Source organism: Ureibacillus endophyticus (genome assembly GCF_024159215.1).
Lineage (GTDB): Bacteria > Bacillota > Bacilli > Bacillales_A > Planococcaceae > Ureibacillus > Ureibacillus endophyticus.
On record NZ_JAMYWW010000001.1, the window covers coordinates 654,900 to 677,469 of the forward strand.

Genomic DNA, 22,570 nt, shown 5'->3' on the forward strand with positions numbered 1-22,570 from the left:
TAAAAGATTGTATTTGTATTTATAATAGGGATAAAAAAGGAGGTGTCCAAAAAGTAATAATTTTTTGGACACCTCTTTTCTTTCTTGATAAATATCTCTTATGAATTATTGTTCCTGCGGTGGTTGTCACCATCCTCTTCACAGTAAAAATGCTCATGCGGTAGTCGAAATAAATTTCCACTATCCTCGTCGCAAAGGAGTTGTCTCAAAAATGACTTTTCAGACAACTCCTTTAATACTAGTTTTTATCGCAATTAGGAAAGCGGCTTACTCATTTCTAATTTATTGAACAACTCTTGCTGTCCAGCGAGAGAAGTCTGCGTTTTCTGCATCTACTAATTCAGCTGGGAAGATAAATGTCCAAGGTTTTGTTGAATTTGGTTGTACAGTTAGGATTGGATCTAATTTGAATGATCCTTTTGCAACTCGTTTACCATTTGCATCGATAATTTCTAATGGTAGTTGTTCTAGATTAATTGCTTTATCGTTTCCGTTACGGATAAAAATCGATGCATGTAAGCTTTTATCATCACGCAAATTCACTTGTAAACCAGTAAAGTTCACTTCTGTTTTACCTAATTTTGGTAAGTCTTTTACAACTTTCTCTAATAGTTCTTGTTGTTCTTTAGGAAGTTGTTTTTTCCACGTTTCATCAAGGTCTAACTGATGTCCGCGTAAAGAAATTAAATTGAAGGCGATTTTCCAACCATCTTCAGGAACTTCTTCTGCTTCGATTGAGTTTTTATCAAAAGTAAATACCCAAGGACGAGCACTTTCTGCTGGGATTGTGCCTAAATCTTTAAAGTTGAATTGTTTTGAAGCTAAACGTTTATCATCTTTGTCTAGTAAAATTAATTCAATGTCGCCTAGTTCAATTGGTTGTGATAATGATGAACGGAAAAATGCTTTTACGTGCCAAGCTCCGTTGCGTGCTTCTTCTTCAATGCTGATTGCCGCTAAAGATAATTGATTTGGTTTTAGTGGTTCCAGTTCATTTGCTAAAAAGCGAAAAACATATTGTTGTTCTTGAGGAACGTTCCAATCTGGATGGAAAGAAAGTTTTGTTACTACCTCTTTTGTTGATGTTTTTTTATTTTCAGAACCTTTTAATAGTTCCTTTGAATCGATTGCACTATCTTTTCCGACTTTATCTGTTTTCTTGAAAAAATCAAAAATACCCATTATTGTTCCCCCTCTTGTCTTGCCAGTTGTTTCATAAACGCTATAAGCTCTCCTACGATTGAACGGCGTAGCTCTTGATAATTTTTACCGAACAATTCTAATCCTTCACGTTGGTAAATACGCATTGGGTCTTCTTGTTGGTAATGACGTAAGCCAATCCCTTCTTTTAAATGGGCCATTTGCTCTAAATGTTTTACCCACATTGAGTCGATGAAACGTAACATAACTTGTGGAATAACTGCCATTACTTGTTCGTTTTGTTCAAAGTTTTCAATCGTGTTTTCGATTTCATCAACTGATGATTGCATTGATTCTAGAATGCGTTTTGCTTTTGTTTCTTCACGATTAACCAAAACAGGTGTTAAGAATAGTGAGTTCACCGCATTTTCCATTTTATCGAAGTCCCATTCAATTGGATCGAGTTCTTCTGGTGCATTTTCAAAAACAGCAAATTCTACTGTTTCTTTTAGCATTGTTTTCAACTCGCCGATTAAATCATTTCCTTCTAACACACGATCACGAAGGTTATAAACAACTCGACGTTGATCATTAATTACATCGTCTAGTTTAAGGTTGTATTCACGCATTGAGAAATGGGCACCTTCAACAATTCGTTGTGTACGATTAATTAACTCGTATACGTCCTTGTTTGTGATACGTCCGATTTCATCCACTTGCATTTTGCTTTGGAATTTTTCGACTTCTTCTTTAGCAAAACGGCGGAACATGTCGTCTTGAATTGAAATGATGAATCGGCTTTCGCCTGGGTCACCTTGACGTCCAGAGCGACCACGTAATTGGTTGTCAACACGGCGGCTTTCGTGCTTTTCTGTACCAATTACATATAGACCACCTAGTTCATCTACACCGTCGCCAAGTACGATGTCAGTACCACGACCAGCCATGTTTGTTGCGACTGTAATACGTCCTTTTTGACCAGCTTCAGAGATTAATTCAACTTCTTGTTCAACCGTTTTGGCGTTTAACAATTGATATTTCAAACCATATTTATCTAATCGTTTTGCTACTTTTTCAGATTGTAAGATAGAAGTTGTACCAATCAATACAGGTTGACCCTTTTCATGACGGCGAGCAGCTTCTTGCGCTACATATTCGTATTTCGCATCAATTGTATCGAACACCATATCTTGTTGGTCAATACGAATTCTTGGACGGTTTGTTGGAATTTGCACAACACTCATTCCGTAAACTTCCTGGAACTCTTTTTCTTGTGTTTTACCAGTACCCGTCATACCAGAAAGTTTTGGATACATTCGGAAGTAGTTTTGAATGGTAATTTGTGCTTGTGCTTTATTCTCTTCCGTAATTGTAACGCCTTCTTTTGCTTCAATCGCTTGGTGTAAGCCGTCTGACAGAGAACGACCTTCTAAAATACGACCAGTAAACATATCAACTAGTTCGATTTTGTCATCTTTTACAATGTAATCTACGTCACGCTCGAACATCACGTGAGCACGAACAGCTTGAATTACGTAGTGGTAAAGTGTTTGATGTTCTAATTCATAAAGATTATCAACACCAAAAGCAGCTTCAACTTTTTCGATTCCTTGATCTGTTAGGGAAGTTGCTTTTGTTTCATCATCGAAATCATAATCTTCATCTTTTTTGAATCGTTTTGCAAGAATCGCTGCAATTCGGTGAAGTTCTTCATTAGCACTCATTTTACCTGCAATGATTAATGGAGTTTTTGCTTCATCAATCAGAACTGAGTCCACTTCGTCTATAATGGCGAAATGATATGGGCGCTGAACTTTATCTGCAATGGAATGCGCCATATTATCACGTAAGTAGTCAAAACCGAATTCTGTTCCTACACCATATGTAATATCTGCATTGTATGCTAATTTTTTTTGATCTGGTTCCATCATTGGGACGTTTAGACCAACTGTTAACCCTAAAAAGCGGTGAATTTGACCGATTAGTTCAAAGTCACGTTTTGCTAAGTAATCATTTACTGTAATTACGTGTACGCCTTTTCCTTCTAATGCACGAACATAGGAAGGAAGAGAGGCAACTAAAGTTTTCCCTTCACCAGTAGGCATCTCCGCAATGTTTCCTTCAGTAAGAACAAGCCCACCGATTAATTGCACATCGAAATGTCTCATGTTCAGTACACGTTTTGATGCTTCACGCACTACAGCGAATGCATCTGGAATAATGTTTACTAGGTCTTCACCTTGCTCTAATCGTTCTTTAAATGTGAACGTCATATTACGAAGCTCATCGTCTGTCATCGATGAGTATGTAGCTTCAAGATCATTAATTTTATCAACTATTTTATAGTATCTTTTTAATTCTCGAGCACTCGTTTTTTCTTTGTTACGACTAAAAATTGAGAACATGTATTTTACGCTCCTTTAAAAATTGCCTATACTTGTAGACACTTCATTATTCTATCAAACTTTTGGGGGTATGACTATAAAACCATAGGGAAAACTAAGGGTGAAAGAGCCAGCTTTATGCGTTAATTTCCAAAATTAATAATTTCATAATATTTGTTCCACTTTTGTAACAGAGAAAGACCTATATTTTAAAAAATAATCATGCTATAATTATTCTGGATTATCGTGCATATATTTTATTTTTGAGGAGGAGAGACATGCTTTACGTGTCTTTAATCGTGGCGTTATTAACGTCTATTTTAATTACTCCGTTAGTAAAGCGATTAGCGTTTCGTATAGGTGCAGTTGACGCGCCAAACTATCGAAAGGTCCATTCGCGCATCATGCCTCGATTGGGAGGTTTAGCGATTTTTATTGCATTTGTAGTAGGTTATATCATTCTAATGCCTGAAACACCAAAATACGAATCACCATTCATGCCTTTAGCAATTATTTTGGGTGCTACAGTGATTGTTATTACAGGTATTTTTGACGATATGTATGAAATCTCTGCAAAAGCAAAGATGTTGGGTCAGATTGTAGCTGCCTGTATTATTATTTTCTTTGGCGGTATCCAAATTGAATTCATCAACTTACCATTCGGTGGTGCATTAGATTTCGGATTTTTAAGTATTCCATTCACACTACTTTGGATTGTTGGAATTACGAACGCCATTAATTTAATTGATGGACTTGATGGACTTGCTGCAGGTGTTTCTACAATTGCACTAATTACGCTAGGGTGCATGGCATTCATCATGGGGAACGTGTTTGTTGTCGCAATTGCAGCCATCTTAGCATGTAGCACGATTGGTTTTTTATTCTACAATTTCCATCCAGCGAAAATATTCATGGGTGATACTGGTGCATTATTCTTAGGATTTATGATTGCTGTGATGTCGCTTTTAGGTTTCAAAGGAATCACAGTGTTTTCGTTCATTATCCCAGTTATTATGCTTGGTGTTCCAATTTCTGATACATTTTTCGCAATTGTACGTCGCTTACGAAACAAACAAAAATGGTCGGATCCAGATAAATCACACTTACATCACCGTTTAATTGATATCGGTTTTTCACATCGTCAAACGGTTTTAATTATCTATGCAATCGCATCATTATTTGGACTAGCAGCAATTACAATTTCAGTGTCCAAGCTATGGGGAGCAATTCTTCTTATCACGGTTATCATCGTTGCAATCGAATTATTCGTTGAAATGATTGGCCTAGCTGGTAAGAACTACAAACCTTTACTAAATATCGTGAGAATTTTTAATAAGTAAAAAAATAATTTATTAAAATAATTTGATGAGCCACTACTTCTCTAGAAGTAGTGGCTTTTTGTATGCGTTAATTGTCGAAAAAAGCTATTCTTTATATAGTAAAATAATATAGTACATTTGACTCATTTAAAGTAAAATATAGGTAAAATACTTTAGGGGAGGAAGGTTAATATGAAAAAAGTTATCTATCCTCTGTTTGCATTAGTCGTGTTGTTACAACTAGTGATTTCGCCTTTATCCGCAAATGCTGCAGAGCAAGTTTATTTTACCGAGCCGAAAGAGGGTGTGTATAATCCATTGCATCCTAATACGTTGAATTGGACGGGGAATGTGTTAGTTGATGGTGGGTATAACTTAATGACGAACAGTTTATATGGACGTGGTGAAGGGGGCCAGGCTGATATTGTCATTACAAGTAAAGAGATTGGAGCAAATGCTATTATTGATTTAGGAGCGAATGCAAATTTATCTGCTACAATAGAAAGGGACCAATATCGAGGATGGAAAACTTATTTTTCACTTAATTATTCGACTTATCTAATTAAAACTCACAATAACAAATTTGCAAAAATAAAAATTACAGATATTCAACCTAATAGAGTGTATTTCCAATACGTATTAGAAACGGATGCACCAGTTCAAGGTGATTGGAGGGAACTACCTGCTAAAAATTTGCAGCCAGCAGATAAAGTATGGCGAATAAATTTTAGTAAAGAAGTTGATGCAACATCTGTACACTCTCAAAATGTGTATGTGATTTCAGAGAGCGGAATAATGGTAAATGTTTCTGTTAAAGTTGATCCATCTAACGCTAAAACGGTTTTGGTACAGCCACCAAGCAGTGGGTATGAATTTGGAAAATCCTACACTGTTTATGTTCAGAATATTAAGGAAAAAGGAACGAGTAAACTAATAAAAGAAAATGTGAAAATGAAGTTTACGATTGAGAATCCAGTAATGCCTGTTCCTTTAAAACCACCTTCAAACGTTAAATATGAAATTGTCGATAAGTCTATTAAATTAACATGGACAGATAGCGAAGATGCTAATCGAAATGATTTTAATGGTTATTATATTTATATAAGTACTAACGGAGTGAACTATACAAAATTAACAAATTCCAATAACGGCAGTAATATTTTTAAAACAAATTCTGTATTCCTTGATGGTTATTCAGGAAAGAATGTTTATATTTATGTAACTGCAGTTGATTTGTTTGGTAATGAGTCTATTAATTCAAATACAGTAACAGTTACCCCAACTCCAGTATCCAATGCGCCAATAATTTTTGATACAAATGCAGGAGATGGTTGGGTAACAGTTGATTGGTACGACATATACGATCCAAATTTATTAGGGTATTATCTATATATTAGTGAAGGCACTAGCAATGAATATGTTCGTCAAAACCAATTATTAACGGTATCTAATGCTAGAATTAATGGATTAACAAATGGTGTTAAATATAACTTTTACGTAACAGCTGTTTATAAGAGTGGTGAATCTAGTAAGTCCAATATAGTCTCAGAAACACCAACAGCTGCCGTAACAAGTACTTGGGAAGGGCAGTGGAGTACAAGATATGGAACTATTAATATGGTACAAAGTGGGAACAAGGTTAAAGGGACATACCAATATGGAACAATCGAAGGAACGGTAGAGGGAAATAATTTAATAGGCACTTTCTATGAAAGTTCAGTGAGTAATGGTGAAATCAAATTTACAATTTCAAGTGATGGGAATAGCTTTGATGGTAAATTCAAATATACTCGCGATAATATTAATGATTGGGCTGACTGGTCAGGAACTCGTTTGAAATAAATTTTTTGCACAACTAGTAATTAGGACTAGTTGTGTTTTTTTGTCTTTAAGTGTAGTGAAACTTCCTAAACACACATGAGAAGTTCCTAAGTGCGCGAGTGGATAGGCTAAACGCACAAGTAGTTAAACTTAATGCACATGAAGATGTGACAAGTGCACGAGTGATGTAATTAACCGCACATCTTTTACAGCAGGGATTAGTTGAAAGCTATTTGCATATGGACGAAAAGAATTGCCAAGTGGACGAAAGCTGCTCGTATGTGGACGGAAAGAATAGCTAAGCGGACGAAAGCATGTTATGTGGACTAAAAGATTAACTAAGCGGACGAAAGCTACGTGTATGTGGACGGAAAGAATAGCTAAGTGGACAAAAGCCTCCGTTATCTGGACGAAAACAAAAACTATGTGAGCAAAACCAGCGCCAATGCAGGCTAAAACTCGAAAACCCAATGAGAATCATCCCAAACAGCACATAAAAAACCACGAAGAAGAAATTCTCCGTGGTCTTCAATATTAATTATTCACCGAAACATTTGATTCAGCTTCTACAGCTGTTTCTTTTTCAGGTGTTGTACTCGAAATGTCAGATGTATCTGGAATTAAGCCGAGGTGACTTTTTAGAATATGTTGTGTTTCTGACAGCGATTCTTGGTCAAGTTGATAATAATAAACTCCAGTGGACATATCATCATAACCTTGTAACGTAAGTGTATCGATTTGCGGAATACCTTTTGATACGTAACTGAAGAAGGATTTCATTTCATCAAATGTCATGTCCGTCTTCATGTTGTCACCGATTGCTTCGATGATGTCATCATATTTTGTGATAGATGAAACTGAAGCTGCTTTTTTTGCAATTGCCTTTAAAATATCTTGTTGACGTTTACCACGCATTACATCGCTATCGTGTTTTCGTGTACGAGCTAGTGATAAGGCTTGACTACCATTAAGTTGTTGTAAACCTGGTTCAAGTTTTACTGTGTAGCGATCGTTTTCGTCTTTTTCTGTGAAAGCATATGGAATGTCGACATCTACTTCAATTCCGCCTAGTGCATCCACCACATCGATGAATGCATCAAAGTTCATTCGTACATAATAATCTACAGGAATATCAAATAATTCCTCAACTGTTTCAATTGTTGCGCGTGTTCCACCAAATGCATGAGCGTGTGTAATTTTATCGTTATATCCGATTTCTGGGATATAAACGTATGAATCACGAGGAATACTAACTAATTTTACTGTTTTATCTTCGTTGTTTAATGTTGCTAACAATAAAGCGTCAGAACGGGAATTTTCAGCACCTTGCCCGCGTTTTTCACTATCATCTACACCAACGAATAAAATGGAAACATTGTCTTGTATTGGTTCGACTTTAGCTTCCCGCTTTTCAGAAACTGGGCGATCCTCAATTACTTCATAAGAATCTTTTACTGCAAATTCAGCCTTTTTTGTAATGTATACACCATATGCAGTGACGCATATTAAAAGAGAAGCCGACAGTAAAAGCAAAACTTTAAGAATCAAAGAAAATTTTGTCGACTTTTTTTTCTTCTTTACATTATGTGTTTTTGATCTTTTCATTTAAAATTCTCCTCTAAAATGTAGGGATTGTGTATATTTAATTATCGAATTGTATATATCTATAGTATGTCGAACATTTTTCGAAAAATCAGTGGTAATACTTTCACTATGTAATCAATGACAATCACATTTAACGGGCAGTATGACTCTAAATAATTAGAGTAAACACTGCCCGTTATTCGTTTTAAATTTATTAATACGATTAATTATACTATGTTGTCGAATAGTGGTAAATAAAATTTTATCACTCTACTATAAATTCTACAAACTTCTTATCTACGCAACTGATAGTAGACTGTCCATTTGTTAATTCTGTTATCCAATTAACAAATGCTTCCTCATCATCCTTTAATACCTCTACAAAAACGTCAACACCCTCAGCATATTGAATTTCTGCGAGTGTATAATGTGAATTCCTTACTTCATTTTCCACTTTCCCTAACCATGTATAGTCTATTGAAATTTTCATAACATGATGCAATTTTCGTTCAACAACTTGTGCAGCATCGATTCCTTCTGTGGTTGCTTTACCGTAAGCGCGTATTAAACCGCCGCCACCTAATTTTATGCCGCCGAAGTATCTTGTCACCACAACGACCGTATCTTTTAGGCCTTGTTTTTTTAATACCTCAAGCATAGGGACGCCAGCTGTTCCACTTGGTTCCCCATCGTCATTAGCTTTTTGAATTTGATCATGTTCACCAATCATGTAACATGAACAATTATGGGTTGCATTTGGATGCTTTTTCTTAATAGAATCAATGAAATTAAGAGCTTCTTCTTCTGTTTCAGCTCGATTTACATATCCGATAAAACGGGATTTTGAAATGACAATTTCTCTTTCTCCGTAGCCTTTTACAGTTTTGTAGTCTTTGCGCATTATTCTTTCTCCTTTTTTTACCAAAAAATGATATCATATGATACATAGGGATATACTTAATATTTAATGTTAAAATGGTATAATAGTTTTTAACATAGCATTAAATGGTTTTTTATAGAAAAAATCTTTATATTGTTATAATATCAACACCAATTAGATTGGGGAAAAGGTATGTTTTCGAACGATAAAGTTGACATAGGTTCACTTGACGTTATTTTTAATCGAATGGTAGAGACCATTACAAATTCAAAAACTGATATATTTGTTATAAGCGAACAAAGCCGTAGAAGCTTTGAAGAGATGCAAGCTGAACTAGAACTCATTAAACTTAAAATAAAATATTTAATTGACGAAAGTGACGATTTAGAAAAGAGAACCAAACTCGCCAAAGAACGTCTAGTAGAAGTGAGTCGTTATTTTGATCGCTATACGGAAGAACAAGTTCGTGTTGCATATGAGTTTGCGAATGAACTTCAATTAAAACTTTCGTTAACCCGTGCAGAAGAAAAGCGTTTACGTGAAAAACGAGATGATTTGGAGCGTCGTTTAAAAACATTATACGATACAATTGAACGCGCTGATCATATTGTTAGTCAAGTAAATGTTGTGCTGAATTTCTTAACGTCCGATTTAAAAAGCGTAGGTGCTGCGTTAGAAAAGGCAAAAATAAAGCAAGATTTTGGCGTCAAAATTATTTCTGCTCAGGAAAAAGAACGGAAACGCCTTTCACGAGAAATTCATGATGGACCAGCTCAAATGATGGCAAACGTACTGATGCGTGCAGATTTAATCGAAAGAACGTACCGTGAAAGAGGAATCGAATCGGCCATTAAAGAAATTAAAGAATTAAAGGGAACGGTTCGAAGTGCGTTATCCGAAGTTCGCCGTATCATTTACGACCTACGACCAATGGCATTGGACGATCTTGGAGTTGTTCCTACCTTGAAAAAATATTTATCCACAGTGATGGAATATAATCCAGGTGTTCAAGTCCATTTCCAATCATACAGCAACGAAAAGCGTCTACCTTCTGATTATGAAGTTTCCATTTTTCGTTTAGTGCAAGAAAGTGTAAATAATGCTATTAAACACGGAAAAGCCTTGGATATCTGGGTGAAAATTGAATGGCTTAATAATTGTGTTAATATAGTAGTGAAAGATAATGGGACAGGATTCGATAAAGATAGTATTAAAGAGCAATCCTTTGGTATTATCGGTATGAGAGAAAGAATTGAATTATTAAAAGGGACAATGGAGATTACAAGCAGTGTTGGAAAAGGAACGATTGTGATGTTTAAACTTCCATTTCCCGATAATGAGTTAGAATAGTATTTTTATTGTGTAGGGGGTAACATTTTTATGACGAAAATTATTATTATTGATGATCACCAATTATTCCGCGAGGGTGTTAAACGTATATTAGATTTTGAAGATACGTTCCAAGTAGTCGCAGAAGGAGACGACGGTACAGATGTAATTAGTTTATACCGTGACCATTTACCAGATGTTGTTTTAATGGATATTAATATGCCAGGGAAAAATGGTGTAGAAGCAACTGCTGACCTTATTGCAGAATTCCCAGAAGCAAAAGTAATTATGCTATCTATCCACGATGATGAAACATATGTAACGCATGCATTAAAATCTGGGGCGCTTGGTTACATGCTAAAAGAAATGGATGCAGATGAAATCGTAGAAGCAATTAAAGTTGTTGCAAAAGGCGGTTCATACTTACATCCGAAAGTAACGAAAAACTTAGTAGCGGAGTTCCGTCGTTTAAGTGAACATGAAAATAAAGGCAATTTCCATCAAACTGAAATTCGCCGTCCATTCCATTTATTAACTAAACGTGAATGTGAAGTACTTCAATTGTTAACAGATGGACAATCAAACCGTACAATCGGTGAAACATTATACATCTCTGAAAAAACAGTTAAAAACCACGTTTCTAGCATTCTTCAAAAAATGAATGTAAATGACCGTACGCAAGCAGTAGTAACAGCAATTAAAAATGGCTGGGTTGAAGTACGATAAGTAAAAGAAACCCCCTCTCAAAAAATTAAATTTGGGAGGGGGTTGTTTTTTGTTCTTTGACGCTATTTTAGTTGCATTTGCTCAATAATCTTTGCATTTTAATAAAAAGGGCTGAAAATCAAAATTTCCCTCCTAAAAACGAAACTAAATCTAACATTTTATCGTCTCGATTACGATAAAGTAACAAATGATATATTTCACTTACAAAATTCGACTTAAATTTACGTTATTAGCCACAATAAGACAATTATGCTACAATATGCCCAGGAGGTTTAAAGATTATGAAAAAATGGTTATTAATGGTGGTAGCAGCCCTTTTGCTTACTGCTTGTAGTGATAAAGAAGAAACAACAAAGAATGAAATAACAGACGAAGAAAGTACAATTGGTTTCGAAGTATTGGGCGATGAAGTAGCAGAAGCCCCAGATGTCCCAAAAGATGAAGAAGAACAAATTTTGGCAGCATTTGATGAGTATATTCAGTCATTTAACTCAAAAGATATTGATCGTTACGTTCAAACGTTATCAAAAAATCCTCAAGGTTTTAACTATGAAGACGATTTAGAAACTGCAAAAAAAGCATTTGAACAATATAATATTGAAAGAACTCCTTCAGACGTAACAATTGTGAAGTATAGTGAAAATGAGGCTCAAGTATTTGCCAATTTAGATATACAAATGACTGAGATTGAAACAGATGTAGAACTAACAAGTAGTGGTCGTCAAGTAACCGTTTTTGTAAAAGAAGACGATGCATGGAAAGTAACAAGTGTTTATTATATAGGAAATGATTCTCAACAATAGAGAAGGTTGTAGTAATTTGTCTATCAAAATAAAAGTAATCAGAATGCGTTTCATGTACAATTATTTGTATATGGAGCGCTTTCATTTTGATTCACATAGATGAAAACTTAAGGTAAACTATTGCTAATAGGAGAGTGGGATATGAGAATTGCAATCGTTACAGACAGTACAGCTTATTTAACCCCAGAGGAACGGGAACGTTATAATATTCATATGATTCCTTTAAGTGTGAATCTTGAAGATGGTAGTTATGAGGAAGAAGTTGAAATTACATCTTCCGAATTTTATGATAAAGTGCGTAATCAAAAACAGTTTCCAAAAACAACTCAACCGCCAGTAGGGAAATTTGTAGAGTTGTTTACCGAACTTTCAAAGAACTATGATGATGTCATTTCTATTCATTTATCTAGTGGCATTAGCGGCACATTACAAGGCGCAATGCAAGCTGGTCAAATGGTAGAAGGAATCAATGTGCATGTCTTTGATAGTGAAGTTTCTTGTTCACCACAAGGCTTTTTCGTGATAAAAGCTGCTGAACTGGCGCAGCAAGGAGCAACAGTAGAACAAATTTTAAGCACGTTAGAAGAAATGAAATCAACGATGGATGAATACTTCGTAGTAGATGATTTGGCACATCTACAAAGAGGTGGAAGACTTTCATCTGCAGCTGCACTTGTAGGCGGTCTACTTCAAGTGAAGCCAATTCTTACTTTTGAAAATAAAGTAATCGTACCTTTTGAAAAAATCCGTACGAAGAAAAAAGCCCTACGCCGGGTAGAAGAAGTTTTTGCAAATGCTGTTCAACAACACGATCAACTGAAAGCAGTAGTTATCCATGCAAACTGTGAAGAAGAAGGCCGTGAATGGATGAATCAATTAGCAGAAAGTTATCCAAATGTGGAATTTAGCTTTAGCTATTTTGGTCCAGTAATCGGAACTCACTTAGGTGAAGGCTCTTTAGGGCTTGGTTGGGTAAAGAAAATATAAGTTAGTAAAACAGTCTCGATTCTTTTTGAATTGGGGCTGTTTTTTTTGTTGGAAGGCAAATAAACATGCTGGAAAAGCAAATAACTTCGAAACACAAAGGAGAGATGCTAATGAAATTATTAAAATCGCCATTTAAATGGTACAAAGGAATAATCATAGAACCCCAAATCCGTGATTTCTTTTTAGGTCGTATTTGGATTAGAACTAGCACGCCCTTCCCACAAGAGAAAATCGAAACTTATTTAAGATTTTTCAAAATAACTCCGGGGATATCCAATAAGCGAGGTCTTTTCAAACGTAAAATTTATAGCTGTAATCGATGTCACAATGAAAATCAACAAGAATTCGTCCACTACGATTGTGCGCGGTGTAATCAAACATGTGTGTATTGTAGACATTGTATAAACATGGGGCGGGTGACAAGTTGTACAGATTTAATAACGTGGAATGGGACAATACCGAAGTTTAGCCGTAAACACAGATTAGATTGGAACGGTACGTTTACCGAAGCGCAATCAAAAGTTTCAAAGGAACTGACAGAAAGTATCAAACAAAAAAATAATCATCTCGTACATGCAGTATGTGGCGCAGGGAAAACAGAGATATTATTTCCTGCAGTACTTGCGGCACTTAAGAAAGGTTTGCGTGTTTGTATTGCTACACCACGAACAGATGTTGTATTAGAATTATTTCCCCGTTTTAAAAAGGTATTTCCAGATACTATTAGTCACGCGCTCTATGGAAATGCCCCAGTACAATCAGGACTTGCACAACTCGTAATTGCAACTACACATCAATTATATCGTTTTGAAAACGCCTTTGATGTTGTCATTATAGATGAAGCTGATGCTTTCCCGTACACGTACGATCCTACTTTGCAAAAAGCGGTATTTAAAGTTAAAAAGCAACATTCACCAATTGCTTTAGTTACAGCAACCCCATCCCATCAAATCCTCGCCCAAGTCAAACATGAAAAATGGGATTACTCATTTATTCCGAAAAGGTATCATGGACATCCGTTACCTGTTCCACAATTCCATTCATTGTGGTCCTATGACAAGCAATTCCTAAAAGGAAAAATCCCTAGCAAACTATTAGAATGGACAAAAACTAGACTTAAAAACAATGAACCATTTTTAATCTTTTTCCCAACAATAAAACTAATGGAAATTGCAGCACCACTATTCCAGCAAATTAATGAAAATATATTAAGTGTTCATGCAGAGGACGCAGATAGAAAAGAAAAGGTGTTAAAACTCAGGAATGAAGAAATACCAGGGCTACTTACAACCACTATCTTAGAACGGGGAATCACGATAAAAAATGTACAAGTAGCGGTAGTAGGGGCAGAATCAAAAATTTTTACATCCAGTGCTTTAATTCAAATTAGTGGTAGAGTGGGCAGAAACGTGGATTTTCCAAGTGGAGAAATTATCTTTTACCATCATGGCATTACAACAGAAATGGATGAAGCCCGAAATGAAATCATACGATTAAACAAAGAAGGCTTTGGGGCGAAAACAACATGAGAAGGAATGAAGTAACAAATTGTCTGCTTTGTAATACCCTACTAAACCATCAAATAACGTGGAAAGCGCTCCTTACAAACACTTTTCCAAAAACAATTTGTACAGAATGTGAACAAAGTTTTGTACCATATGAAAATACTTCGAAGGAAGTAATATCGCTTTATCAATATAACGATGCAATGAAAGATTTTTTACATCGATATAAATTTATGCATGACGTAATACTTGCCAAAGTGTTTCGGGCACAGATACATCAGAGACTCTCAAAAACCGATGCTACTATTGTCCCTATCCCGTTGCATCCTACTAAATTGAAAGAGCGCTCCTTTGCTCAAGTAGATGAATTATTAAAAGCTGCACATATACCTTACGAACATTATCTTGAAAAAACAACGACAGAAACGCAAGTGGGAAAAACTCGACACGAACGCCTTGCAACCCCACAATTTTTTAAACTAATAAAGAATTGTAAAAATAAAGAAATTATATTAGTTGACGATATTTATACTACAGGGGTAACGATATACCATGCGAAAAATCTTCTTCTTGATTCCGGTGCGAAATCTGTACGAGCATTTACTTTAATTAGAGGGTAATAATAAAAAGTAAGGAAATTTGAGGTTTCAATAGTATAATAGAAAGTAACAAAAACTAAACGGGAGGGATCTTCAATGGCGGAGGTAAGAAATTGCTCAAGTTGCGGTGAGTTTTTCAATTATACGGGTATACGAGATGTATGTTATAAATGTGCTCAAAATGAAGAAGAAATGTATCAAATTGTTTACCGTTTTTTAAGAAAGCGAGAAAATCGAGCTGCAACAATTGAGAGAATAGTAGAAGCAACAGGTGTAAGTGAAGAGTTGTTACATAAATGGGTCCGAAAAAATCGTTTACAACCAGCAGTGTTCCCTAATTTAGGATATCCTTGTGATAATTGTGGTCATCTTACGAATTCGGGGAAACTCTGTAGTAAATGTCAAAATGAAATAAAAAAAGATTTACGTACTTTTGAAGCTGCAAAAGAATTTAGAGATAATATTACTAAAGCAGAAAGAGGAACTTACTTAGCATCAGAGCGAAAAAAATAAGTAAATGAGAAGCTCGCATTTATACTTAATAACTTGAAATGAGTATTATACCATTCAAGTATGAGTATAAAATGTGAGCTTTTTTCGTCAAAAACGTTAACATTTTTGTGAACATACCGAAATAAACGATAGTAACAAAATCGAAGGAGGGGTAGTTGTGAAAATTACACCAATTCAAGTAAATTCAGTAAATCCATATAACAAACAACAACGAAAAATTAATGCAACTGCTACAGCATCTACATATGCAGATAAAATCGAAATTTCAACTACCGCAAAAGAAATGTCAACAATTAATACAGAACGTGCCCAAAAAATTCAAAATTTAAAAGAACAAATCCAAACGGGTGAATATAAAGTTGATGCACGAAAAGTTGCAGAAGATATGTTGAAATATTATCGCTATTAAAAGGAGTTCGAAACCATGTCTGTTCAACAAATTATTACGACACTGGAAAATCTTGAAAAAATGCATAAAAGTTTGCTTGAGCTAGCCTATAAAAAAACTGAAATAGTGAAAAAAGGCGACATGGAAGAACTTGATGTGATGTTAAAAAACGAACAATCTCATGTAGCAGCTATTGGAACACTCGAGCAACAGCGCCAAGTATTAGTACAGGATTACTTGAACGCAAAAGGAATTGCAACTACTGGCACACCAACTGTTCTCGATGTGATCGAAGTAGCTGAATCAGAAATCGAACGTAAACAATTGGAGGAGGTTCGTAAGCGACTAATGTTAGTTATTGATGATTTGCGAAAGCAAAATGATTTGAACCAAAAGCTTATTTTCCAATCATTAAAATTCGTTAATATGACATTAGATCTGTTGCGACCTCAGCCTAGTCAAATCAATTATTCAGGAGATCAAACAAGAAACGCTGTACCTAAAAACTCATCTTTTGATTCTCAAGCTTAAATTCTACTACTTAAACGATTTAAGGAGGAAACTTCATGCGCTCCACATTTATGGGATTAGAAGCTAGTAAGCGCGGACTTTTTACACAACAAAGTGCTTTATATACAACAGGGCATAATATCTCAAATGCAAATACTGAGGGTTATTCCCGTCAGCGAGTAGATATGGCACCAACTCAAGGATATCCAGGAATAGGATTAAATGCTCCGAAAACACCAGGTTTTATTGGAACAGGAGTTGAAGCAACAGCTGTAGAACGAATTCGCGATAAATTTGTAGATACGCAATACCGTCAAGAAACAAGTAAACTTGGGTATTGGTCAACAAAGTCCCATTCAATTACGCAAGTTGAAGATATTTTAAAAGAGCCATCTGATTATGGTTTAGCCCAATCTTTAAATGAGTTTTGGAATTCTCTACAAGATTTAAATGTACGACCAAAAGACGGTGGGGCTCGTGCAGTAGTCGTTCAACGTGCTGTTGCAGTTACTGATTCTTTCCATTATATGCATAATTCAATCAAACAAATTAGAGAAAATACTGGAGCAGAAATAGGAATTTTATTGAGAGATGCTAACTCAGTCTTAAAACAAATTGCTGAGATAAACTTTCAAATTCAATCTATAGAACCAAATGGCTATATGCCTAACGATTTATACGATGCACGTGATAACTTAATAGATCAATTATCTACTTATTTCCCGATTGATATTTCTTATACGAAGTCTGGTGGTAATTCCTTACCAATCGCAGAAGGTTCTGTAACTGTTACATTAAAAGTGAATGGCGCTCAAGTTAAACTTGTGGAAGGCAATAATCATGCGGTATTAAGTAATGATGGAGAGAATACTTTAGCAGATGGCGTTACACCTACAAAAATGGTAACAGGATTGGTAGTTAGTGGTATAGATAATCAAGAGATATCAGTAGATATTAATGACTTTAATGATGTAGGAAAATATAAATCATTAGTTGATTCATATGGATATGCTTCTACAGATGGAAGTGAAAAAGGTTTCTTACCTGAAATGCTAGAAAATATAGATAAGTTAGCTAAGGCTTTTGCAGAAGAGTTTAATAAAATTCATAGTGAAGGAACTGATTTATCAGGTGCATCAGGTGGAGAATTTTTTGTAATTAAAAAAGATTCAAGTGATACTAGCATTAATGCTGGGAATATTACCGTATCACAAGAAATTATAGATGATCCAAATTTAATTGCTGCTTCAGATTCAGAACAAGTTCTTGATACAGAGGGTAATCCTGATTCAACTTACGCAGAACCAGGGAATGGGAACAATGCTCTAAAACTTGCGAATATGAAATTCAATTCATTAAAAGCACTAGATGATGTTAGTGCTCAATCCTATTTCGAAGGGCTAATAGGTCAACTTGGTGTTGATGGACAACAAGCATCCCGTTTACAATACAATGCAGAAACGCTACAGCAAGCGGTTCAAGAACGTCGTGATTCCGTAAGCTCGGTCTCATTAGACGAGGAAATGACAAATATGATTACATTCCAAAAAGCATACAATGCAAATGCTCGTATGATTACTGTAATTGATGAAACTTTAGATAAAATTATTAACGGCATGGGCCGCGTTGGATTATAAGGAGGTTTAAACCATGCGTGTAACACAATCTATGCTTTCTGGTAATCTGCTTCGTAACTTATCTAATAGTTATGCAAAACTTGGAAAAGTTCAAGAGCAGGTAAATACGGGAAAAAAAGTAACTAGACCATCAGATGATCCTGTCACAGCAATGAAGGGGATTAACTATCGTACAGAACTAAATAATGTCGAACAATTTTCCCGTAATATTGGTGAAGCATATAACTGGTTAGATACAACAGATGATACTTTTGATAAAGTAGGCTCTACTTTACAAAGAGCAAACGAATTAATGGTACAAGCTTCTTCTGATACTATGACTCCAGAAGATCGAGAAAAAATTAGTGCAGAGTTACAACAATTAAAAGAACATATACGAAGTCTTGCAAACACTAAAATCGCTGATAGTTATATTTTTAGTGGTACAAAAACAAATACAGCACCTTTTAATGTGATTACAAATGAATATGAAGCACCTATGGATGATAATAATCCAACAGATCCGAAAGATCCATTGAATAAGCCGGTTGAAATCGAAGTATTTGATGGAATCACTATTCAAATTAATACGACACCTATTCAGCTTTTTAGAGAAATAGATGATATGTTTAATAAAATAAGTAAAGATATTGAAAATGGAGCAGAGGGTTCTGAATTATCTTCACATCTTAGTGCAATTGACAATATAATGAGCAAAATACTTACAACTCGTTCTGATATTGGCGCTCGTCAAAATCGTGTCGAGTTAATGGATGCTCGATTAGATTCTCAAGAAGTGATTGCAACATCAAGAATGTCAGAAAATGAAGATATTGATTATGAAAAAGCGATAACTGAAATGATTACACAGGAATCGATTCATCGTGCTGCATTATCAGTTGGCGGTCGAATTATTCAACCAACGTTAGTTGACTTTTTAGGATAATAAAAAGCGTTTGGAATACTTGTTCCAAACGCTTTCTTTGAAGGGAGATTATATATGAACATCCCAAAACTACAAATTCAATCGACCCATGCCCAGATCGGTTTAGACATACAAAAACCTGTTCAGCAAATCGAACAACCACAAGCGAATCTTGATCTTCAGCAACCGCAAGCAAAAATGTCAATTCAAACAACCAAATCTAAATTAACCATAGACAGCTATGATGCAAGAGAAAGTATGGATTATAAAACGTCTATGAGTCGTACTCGAGAAATAGCGCAACAAAGTCAACAAGAGTTGTTAGAGGGGATTGCTAGAAGGGCACAGGAAGGTCAAGAACTTATGCAAATTGAAAATGGTGGAAATCCTATTGTAGAGCATGCAAAACGTAGTGGAAGGCAACCATATTCTAGTTTAAATATTAAGTTTATTCCACAAGCTGGTACTGTTAAAGTTAACTTTGAACCAGGAACTGTAGACATCCAAATTGAACCTCAAAAAGTAATTAATAATTCAACTATCAATAAACCAATACATCAGTACACTCCAGGTAAAGTAATGGTAGAAATGTTACAATATCCATCTTTAAAAATTGATTGGTTAGTATGAGTAAGGAGCATTTAAATATGAAAATAAAAACGGCATATATGGGTGAAATTACGATTGATCCCAATGAAATTTTGCATTTTGCACACGGTATTCCAGGATTTGAAGAAGAAGATAAATTTATTCTTCTTCCATTAGAAGAAAACAGTGCCTTTCAAATTCTCCAATCTATAAGAACGGAGCAGCTTGCTTTTATTATTACAAGTCCATACATTGTTGTTTCTGATTATACATTTGATATAGACCAAGCAACAATAAAAGCATTGGATATTCAAAATGAAAATGAAGTGGCTGTTTTTGCAATTATTTCATTAAAAGACTCCTTAGAGAATTCAACAGTTAATTTAAAAGCACCAATAGTTTTTAACACAACAAATAAGAAAGCAAAACAAGTAATTCTTGAAAAAGAAAACTATGGGATCCGCCACAAATTTCATTTTGAAAGTGTAAAGGGGTGAGCAAATGCTAGTGCTATCCCGAAAAGTAGGAGAGACAATTTGGATTGGTGAAGAAGTGGAAATCATTGTTTCAGAAGTGAAGGGCGAACAAGTGAAAATTGGAATAAGAGCTCCAAGAAATATAGATGTCATTCGTGGAGAATTAAGACAAGATATATCTACTTCAAATAATGAGTCAGTAGTGAAGAATTTAAATATTTTAAAAAATTTGAAGTAAATCTTAACCATTTTTCTCGCTTTTTTAGGGCGAGAAATTTTTTTATATAGAGGATTCTCAATAATTAATAACCTTGAAAGGCCAAAGAAAAAATGAAAATAAAAATAAAAAACTATTAAAGAAAATTTTGGGCATCCGATATTAATAATGTAAGCAAGAGAAAAAAGAATCGGCCGGCTTGATTCTCTTCTACATAAATAGAATTGCTCACAAGGACGTGAGCTAATTATTCCAAGGAGGAACTAAAAATGAGAATTAATCACAATATCGCAGCTCTTAACACTCACCGTCAGTTAAATAGTGCAGCTGCAGGACAATCAAAATCAATGGAGAAATTATCTTCAGGTTTACGTATCAACCGTGCTGGAGATGACGCTGCAGGTTTAGCAATCTCTGAAAAAATGCGTGGACAAATCCGCGGTTTAGACATGGCAGCGAAAAACTCACAAGACGCAATTTCTTTAATCCAAACAGCTGAAGGTGCTTTAAACGAAACTCACTCAATTTTACAACGTATGCGTGAATTAGCTACTTATGCTGCTAACGATACAAACACTGAAACAGACCGTAATGAAATTCAAAAGGAAATTAACCAATTAACTTCCGAAATTAACCGTATCGGTAACACAACTGAGTTCAACACTCAAAAACTTATCAACGGTGAAAAAGATAATACTTTAGTAAGACAATCTGATTCAATTAGTGGTACAATCTCAGGAATGAGCGCATCACTTGCATCTAATGCTACATTAAAAGCTGGGGATTATACATTAGAAGTTACGAAAGAATCTAGAATTATTACAACTGAAGCTTTAATGACATCACCAGACTTGAAGGCTACTATTTCAGGTGGAGGCTTTGATTTTGCAGGTGGTGGAATCACAGTCGCTGCTACTTCCGGTGACGCAATGATAGACGGTACTTCTGGTTCTAAGATTGAAATTGCGAGAACTTCAGGAAATACTATTACTGTAACAATTACGAATGCTGGTGCTTCTGGTATTACTGCGACAGATGTTATTACTGCAAATGCAAGTGGTAAATTTGTTTATAGTAACCACGGAGTAGAATTTACTATTAATGGACTTGATGATACAGCAAACGGTGAAAAAGTTACAATTGATTTAAACGGACATAGTGCTCAAAAAACTTATGGAGTTAATCAACAAGGATGGACTTCACTAAGTGTAGACGCTACTGACTCTGGTGCAAAATCACCATCGTTTGCTAGTGGCAAAATTACAGTAAATACAGCCAACGAAGATGTTCAGAAAGGTACTTGGACTGGAACAATTAACACTTCTGGAAACAAACTAACATTATCGTTCGTTGGTGCAGATGGGAAAACAACATTTGATGATGAAGTACAACTAACATCAGGTAAATTCACATATGCTGAACATGGTATTTCATTTGAAATAGATATGACGGATGTAAAACTTAAATCTGCTGCAGAATTTAAATTTGATATTAAAGAAGACTATACATTAAAAGGCACTTTAAAAGATTCTGACGGCAATGCAGTAAGCGGCGCAACAAATGTTACTCTTGTTTCAGGTTATGATGGTGTAAAAGCATCAGGGACTACAATTACTGGTATTGGTGGAATTAATTTATCACAAACTGGCCAACTTAAAGAAGGAACTTTCAATCTTGAAGTAGAAGAAAATTACACAGGGGAAGATAAGTCGCTTAATTTCCAAATTGGTGCGAATCAAAATCAATCATTAAATCTAAGTATTGCTGATATGCGTTCAGAAGCACTAGGAATTAGTAGTAGTGATACTAAGACTCTTACATTCACACATAATGGTAAGCAAGAAACAGTTAATCTTACTCAAACCAAAGATGTAACTGACGGTACAAATGCTGCAGGAGCAGAATATGCATTAGATGTTTCTACAAGTGAAAATGCTTCAAAAGCGATCACAGTTCTTAATAATGCTATTGAAAGAGTTTCAGCTGAACGTTCAAAACTGGGTGCAAATCAAAACCGTTTAGAACATACAATCAACAACTTAAACACATCTTCTGAAAACTTAACTGCTGCGGAATCTCGTATCCGTGACGTTGACATGGCGAAAGAAATGATGGAACAAACTAAAAACTCTATCCTTTCTCAAGCTGCACAAGCTATGTTAGCTCAAGCTAATCAACAACCACAAGGTGTTTTACAACTTCTTCGTTAATTCTAGATTTTATAAAAGAGGCTCTAGTTTTTCTAGGGTCTCTTTTTTAC

The 22,570-nt window shown here is 35.2% G+C and carries 21 protein-coding genes; 17 read left to right on the forward strand and 4 right to left on the reverse strand.

The window, feature by feature from the left end:
- Positions 1–282: 282 nt before the first annotated feature.
- Entirely contained in the window at positions 283–1,182 is a 900-nt protein-coding gene (locus tag NKR20_RS03195) for an accessory Sec system S-layer assembly protein (RefSeq protein ID WP_253423546.1), read from the reverse strand.
- Positions 1,182–3,545 (reverse strand): accessory Sec system translocase SecA2, encoded by a 2,364-nt coding sequence (gene secA2, locus NKR20_RS03200; RefSeq protein WP_253423549.1) that lies wholly within the window; start codon positions 3,543–3,545, stop codon positions 1,182–1,184. The genes NKR20_RS03195 and secA2 overlap by 1 nt, the downstream gene beginning before the upstream one ends.
- A gap of 257 nt (positions 3,546–3,802) precedes the next feature.
- On the opposite strand from secA2, the gene NKR20_RS03205 reads away from it, so the two are divergent.
- Together NKR20_RS03205 and NKR20_RS03210 are read left to right on the forward strand one after the other, a co-directional pair.
- Entirely contained in the window at positions 3,803–4,864 is a 1,062-nt protein-coding gene (locus tag NKR20_RS03205) for a glycosyltransferase family 4 protein (protein ID WP_121215413.1), read from the forward strand.
- A gap of 171 nt (positions 4,865–5,035) precedes the next feature.
- Entirely contained in the window at positions 5,036–6,685 is a 1,650-nt protein-coding gene (locus NKR20_RS03210; RefSeq protein WP_253423552.1) for a fibronectin type III domain-containing protein, read from the forward strand.
- 513 nt (positions 6,686–7,198) lie between these two features.
- Here NKR20_RS03210 and NKR20_RS03215 read toward each other — a convergent pair.
- Together NKR20_RS03215 and NKR20_RS03220 are read right to left on the reverse strand one after the other, a co-directional pair.
- A complete protein-coding gene (locus tag NKR20_RS03215) occupies positions 7,199–8,269 on the reverse strand; it encodes an LCP family protein (protein WP_253423555.1) in 1,071 nt (356 codons plus the stop codon).
- Positions 8,270–8,513: 244 nt separating this feature from the next.
- Positions 8,514–9,149 (reverse strand): YigZ family protein, encoded by a 636-nt coding sequence (locus NKR20_RS03220; protein ID WP_253423559.1) that lies wholly within the window; start codon positions 9,147–9,149, stop codon positions 8,514–8,516.
- Between the two features lie 171 nt (positions 9,150–9,320).
- Here NKR20_RS03220 and NKR20_RS03225 point away from each other — a divergent pair, with 171 nt between their 5' ends.
- From NKR20_RS03225 to NKR20_RS19370, 15 genes are all read left to right on the forward strand, one after another.
- Positions 9,321–10,478, forward strand: coding sequence for a sensor histidine kinase (locus tag NKR20_RS03225; RefSeq protein ID WP_121215409.1), 1,158 nt, complete (start codon positions 9,321–9,323; stop codon positions 10,476–10,478).
- A 30-nt stretch (positions 10,479–10,508) separates the two neighbouring features.
- Positions 10,509–11,183, forward strand: coding sequence for a response regulator (locus NKR20_RS03230; RefSeq protein ID WP_121215408.1), 675 nt, complete (start codon positions 10,509–10,511; stop codon positions 11,181–11,183).
- 281 nt (positions 11,184–11,464) lie between these two features.
- A complete protein-coding gene (locus tag NKR20_RS03235; protein WP_253423562.1) occupies positions 11,465–11,986 on the forward strand; it encodes a DUF4440 domain-containing protein in 522 nt (173 codons plus the stop codon).
- 141 nt (positions 11,987–12,127) lie between these two features.
- Positions 12,128–12,973 (forward strand): DegV family protein, encoded by an 846-nt coding sequence (locus tag NKR20_RS03240; RefSeq protein ID WP_253423564.1) that lies wholly within the window; start codon positions 12,128–12,130, stop codon positions 12,971–12,973.
- Positions 12,974–13,380: 407 nt separating this feature from the next.
- Positions 13,381–14,502: an ATP-dependent helicase ComFA gene (locus tag NKR20_RS03245; RefSeq protein WP_366519701.1), complete on the forward strand. Its 1,122-nt coding sequence runs from the start codon at positions 13,381–13,383 to the stop codon at positions 14,500–14,502.
- A complete protein-coding gene (locus NKR20_RS03250) occupies positions 14,499–15,098 on the forward strand; it encodes a ComF family protein (RefSeq protein ID WP_253423570.1) in 600 nt (199 codons plus the stop codon). The genes NKR20_RS03245 and NKR20_RS03250 overlap by 4 nt, the downstream gene beginning before the upstream one ends.
- Before the next feature lie 75 nt (positions 15,099–15,173).
- The gene (locus NKR20_RS03255) at positions 15,174–15,590 is read left to right on the forward strand and encodes a TIGR03826 family flagellar region protein (RefSeq protein WP_253423573.1); all 417 of its coding nucleotides are present in this window, start codon (positions 15,174–15,176) and stop codon (positions 15,588–15,590) included.
- A gap of 157 nt (positions 15,591–15,747) precedes the next feature.
- A complete protein-coding gene (gene flgM, locus NKR20_RS03260) occupies positions 15,748–15,999 on the forward strand; it encodes a flagellar biosynthesis anti-sigma factor FlgM (RefSeq protein ID WP_253423576.1) in 252 nt (83 codons plus the stop codon).
- Positions 16,000–16,014: 15 nt separating this feature from the next.
- A complete protein-coding gene (locus NKR20_RS03265; RefSeq protein WP_253423579.1) occupies positions 16,015–16,509 on the forward strand; it encodes a flagellar protein FlgN in 495 nt (164 codons plus the stop codon).
- 35 nt (positions 16,510–16,544) lie between these two features.
- Complete coding sequence (flgK, locus tag NKR20_RS03270; RefSeq protein ID WP_253423582.1) at positions 16,545–18,125, forward strand: flagellar hook-associated protein FlgK; 1,581 nt, start codon at positions 16,545–16,547, stop codon at positions 18,123–18,125.
- A 13-nt stretch (positions 18,126–18,138) separates the two neighbouring features.
- A complete protein-coding gene (flgL, locus tag NKR20_RS03275; protein WP_253423585.1) occupies positions 18,139–19,050 on the forward strand; it encodes a flagellar hook-associated protein FlgL in 912 nt (303 codons plus the stop codon).
- A gap of 54 nt (positions 19,051–19,104) precedes the next feature.
- A complete protein-coding gene (locus NKR20_RS03280) occupies positions 19,105–19,659 on the forward strand; it encodes a DUF6470 family protein (RefSeq protein ID WP_253423588.1) in 555 nt (184 codons plus the stop codon).
- Positions 19,660–19,676: 17 nt separating this feature from the next.
- Complete coding sequence (gene fliW, locus NKR20_RS03285; RefSeq protein ID WP_253423591.1) at positions 19,677–20,114, forward strand: flagellar assembly protein FliW; 438 nt, start codon at positions 19,677–19,679, stop codon at positions 20,112–20,114.
- Positions 20,115–20,118: 4 nt separating this feature from the next.
- Positions 20,119–20,331 (forward strand): carbon storage regulator CsrA, encoded by a 213-nt coding sequence (gene csrA / locus NKR20_RS03290; RefSeq protein ID WP_253423593.1) that lies wholly within the window; start codon positions 20,119–20,121, stop codon positions 20,329–20,331.
- Between the two features lie 248 nt (positions 20,332–20,579).
- Positions 20,580–22,520, forward strand: coding sequence for a flagellin N-terminal helical domain-containing protein (locus NKR20_RS19370; protein WP_301285880.1), 1,941 nt, complete (start codon positions 20,580–20,582; stop codon positions 22,518–22,520).
- Positions 22,521–22,570: the final 50 nt, after the last annotated feature.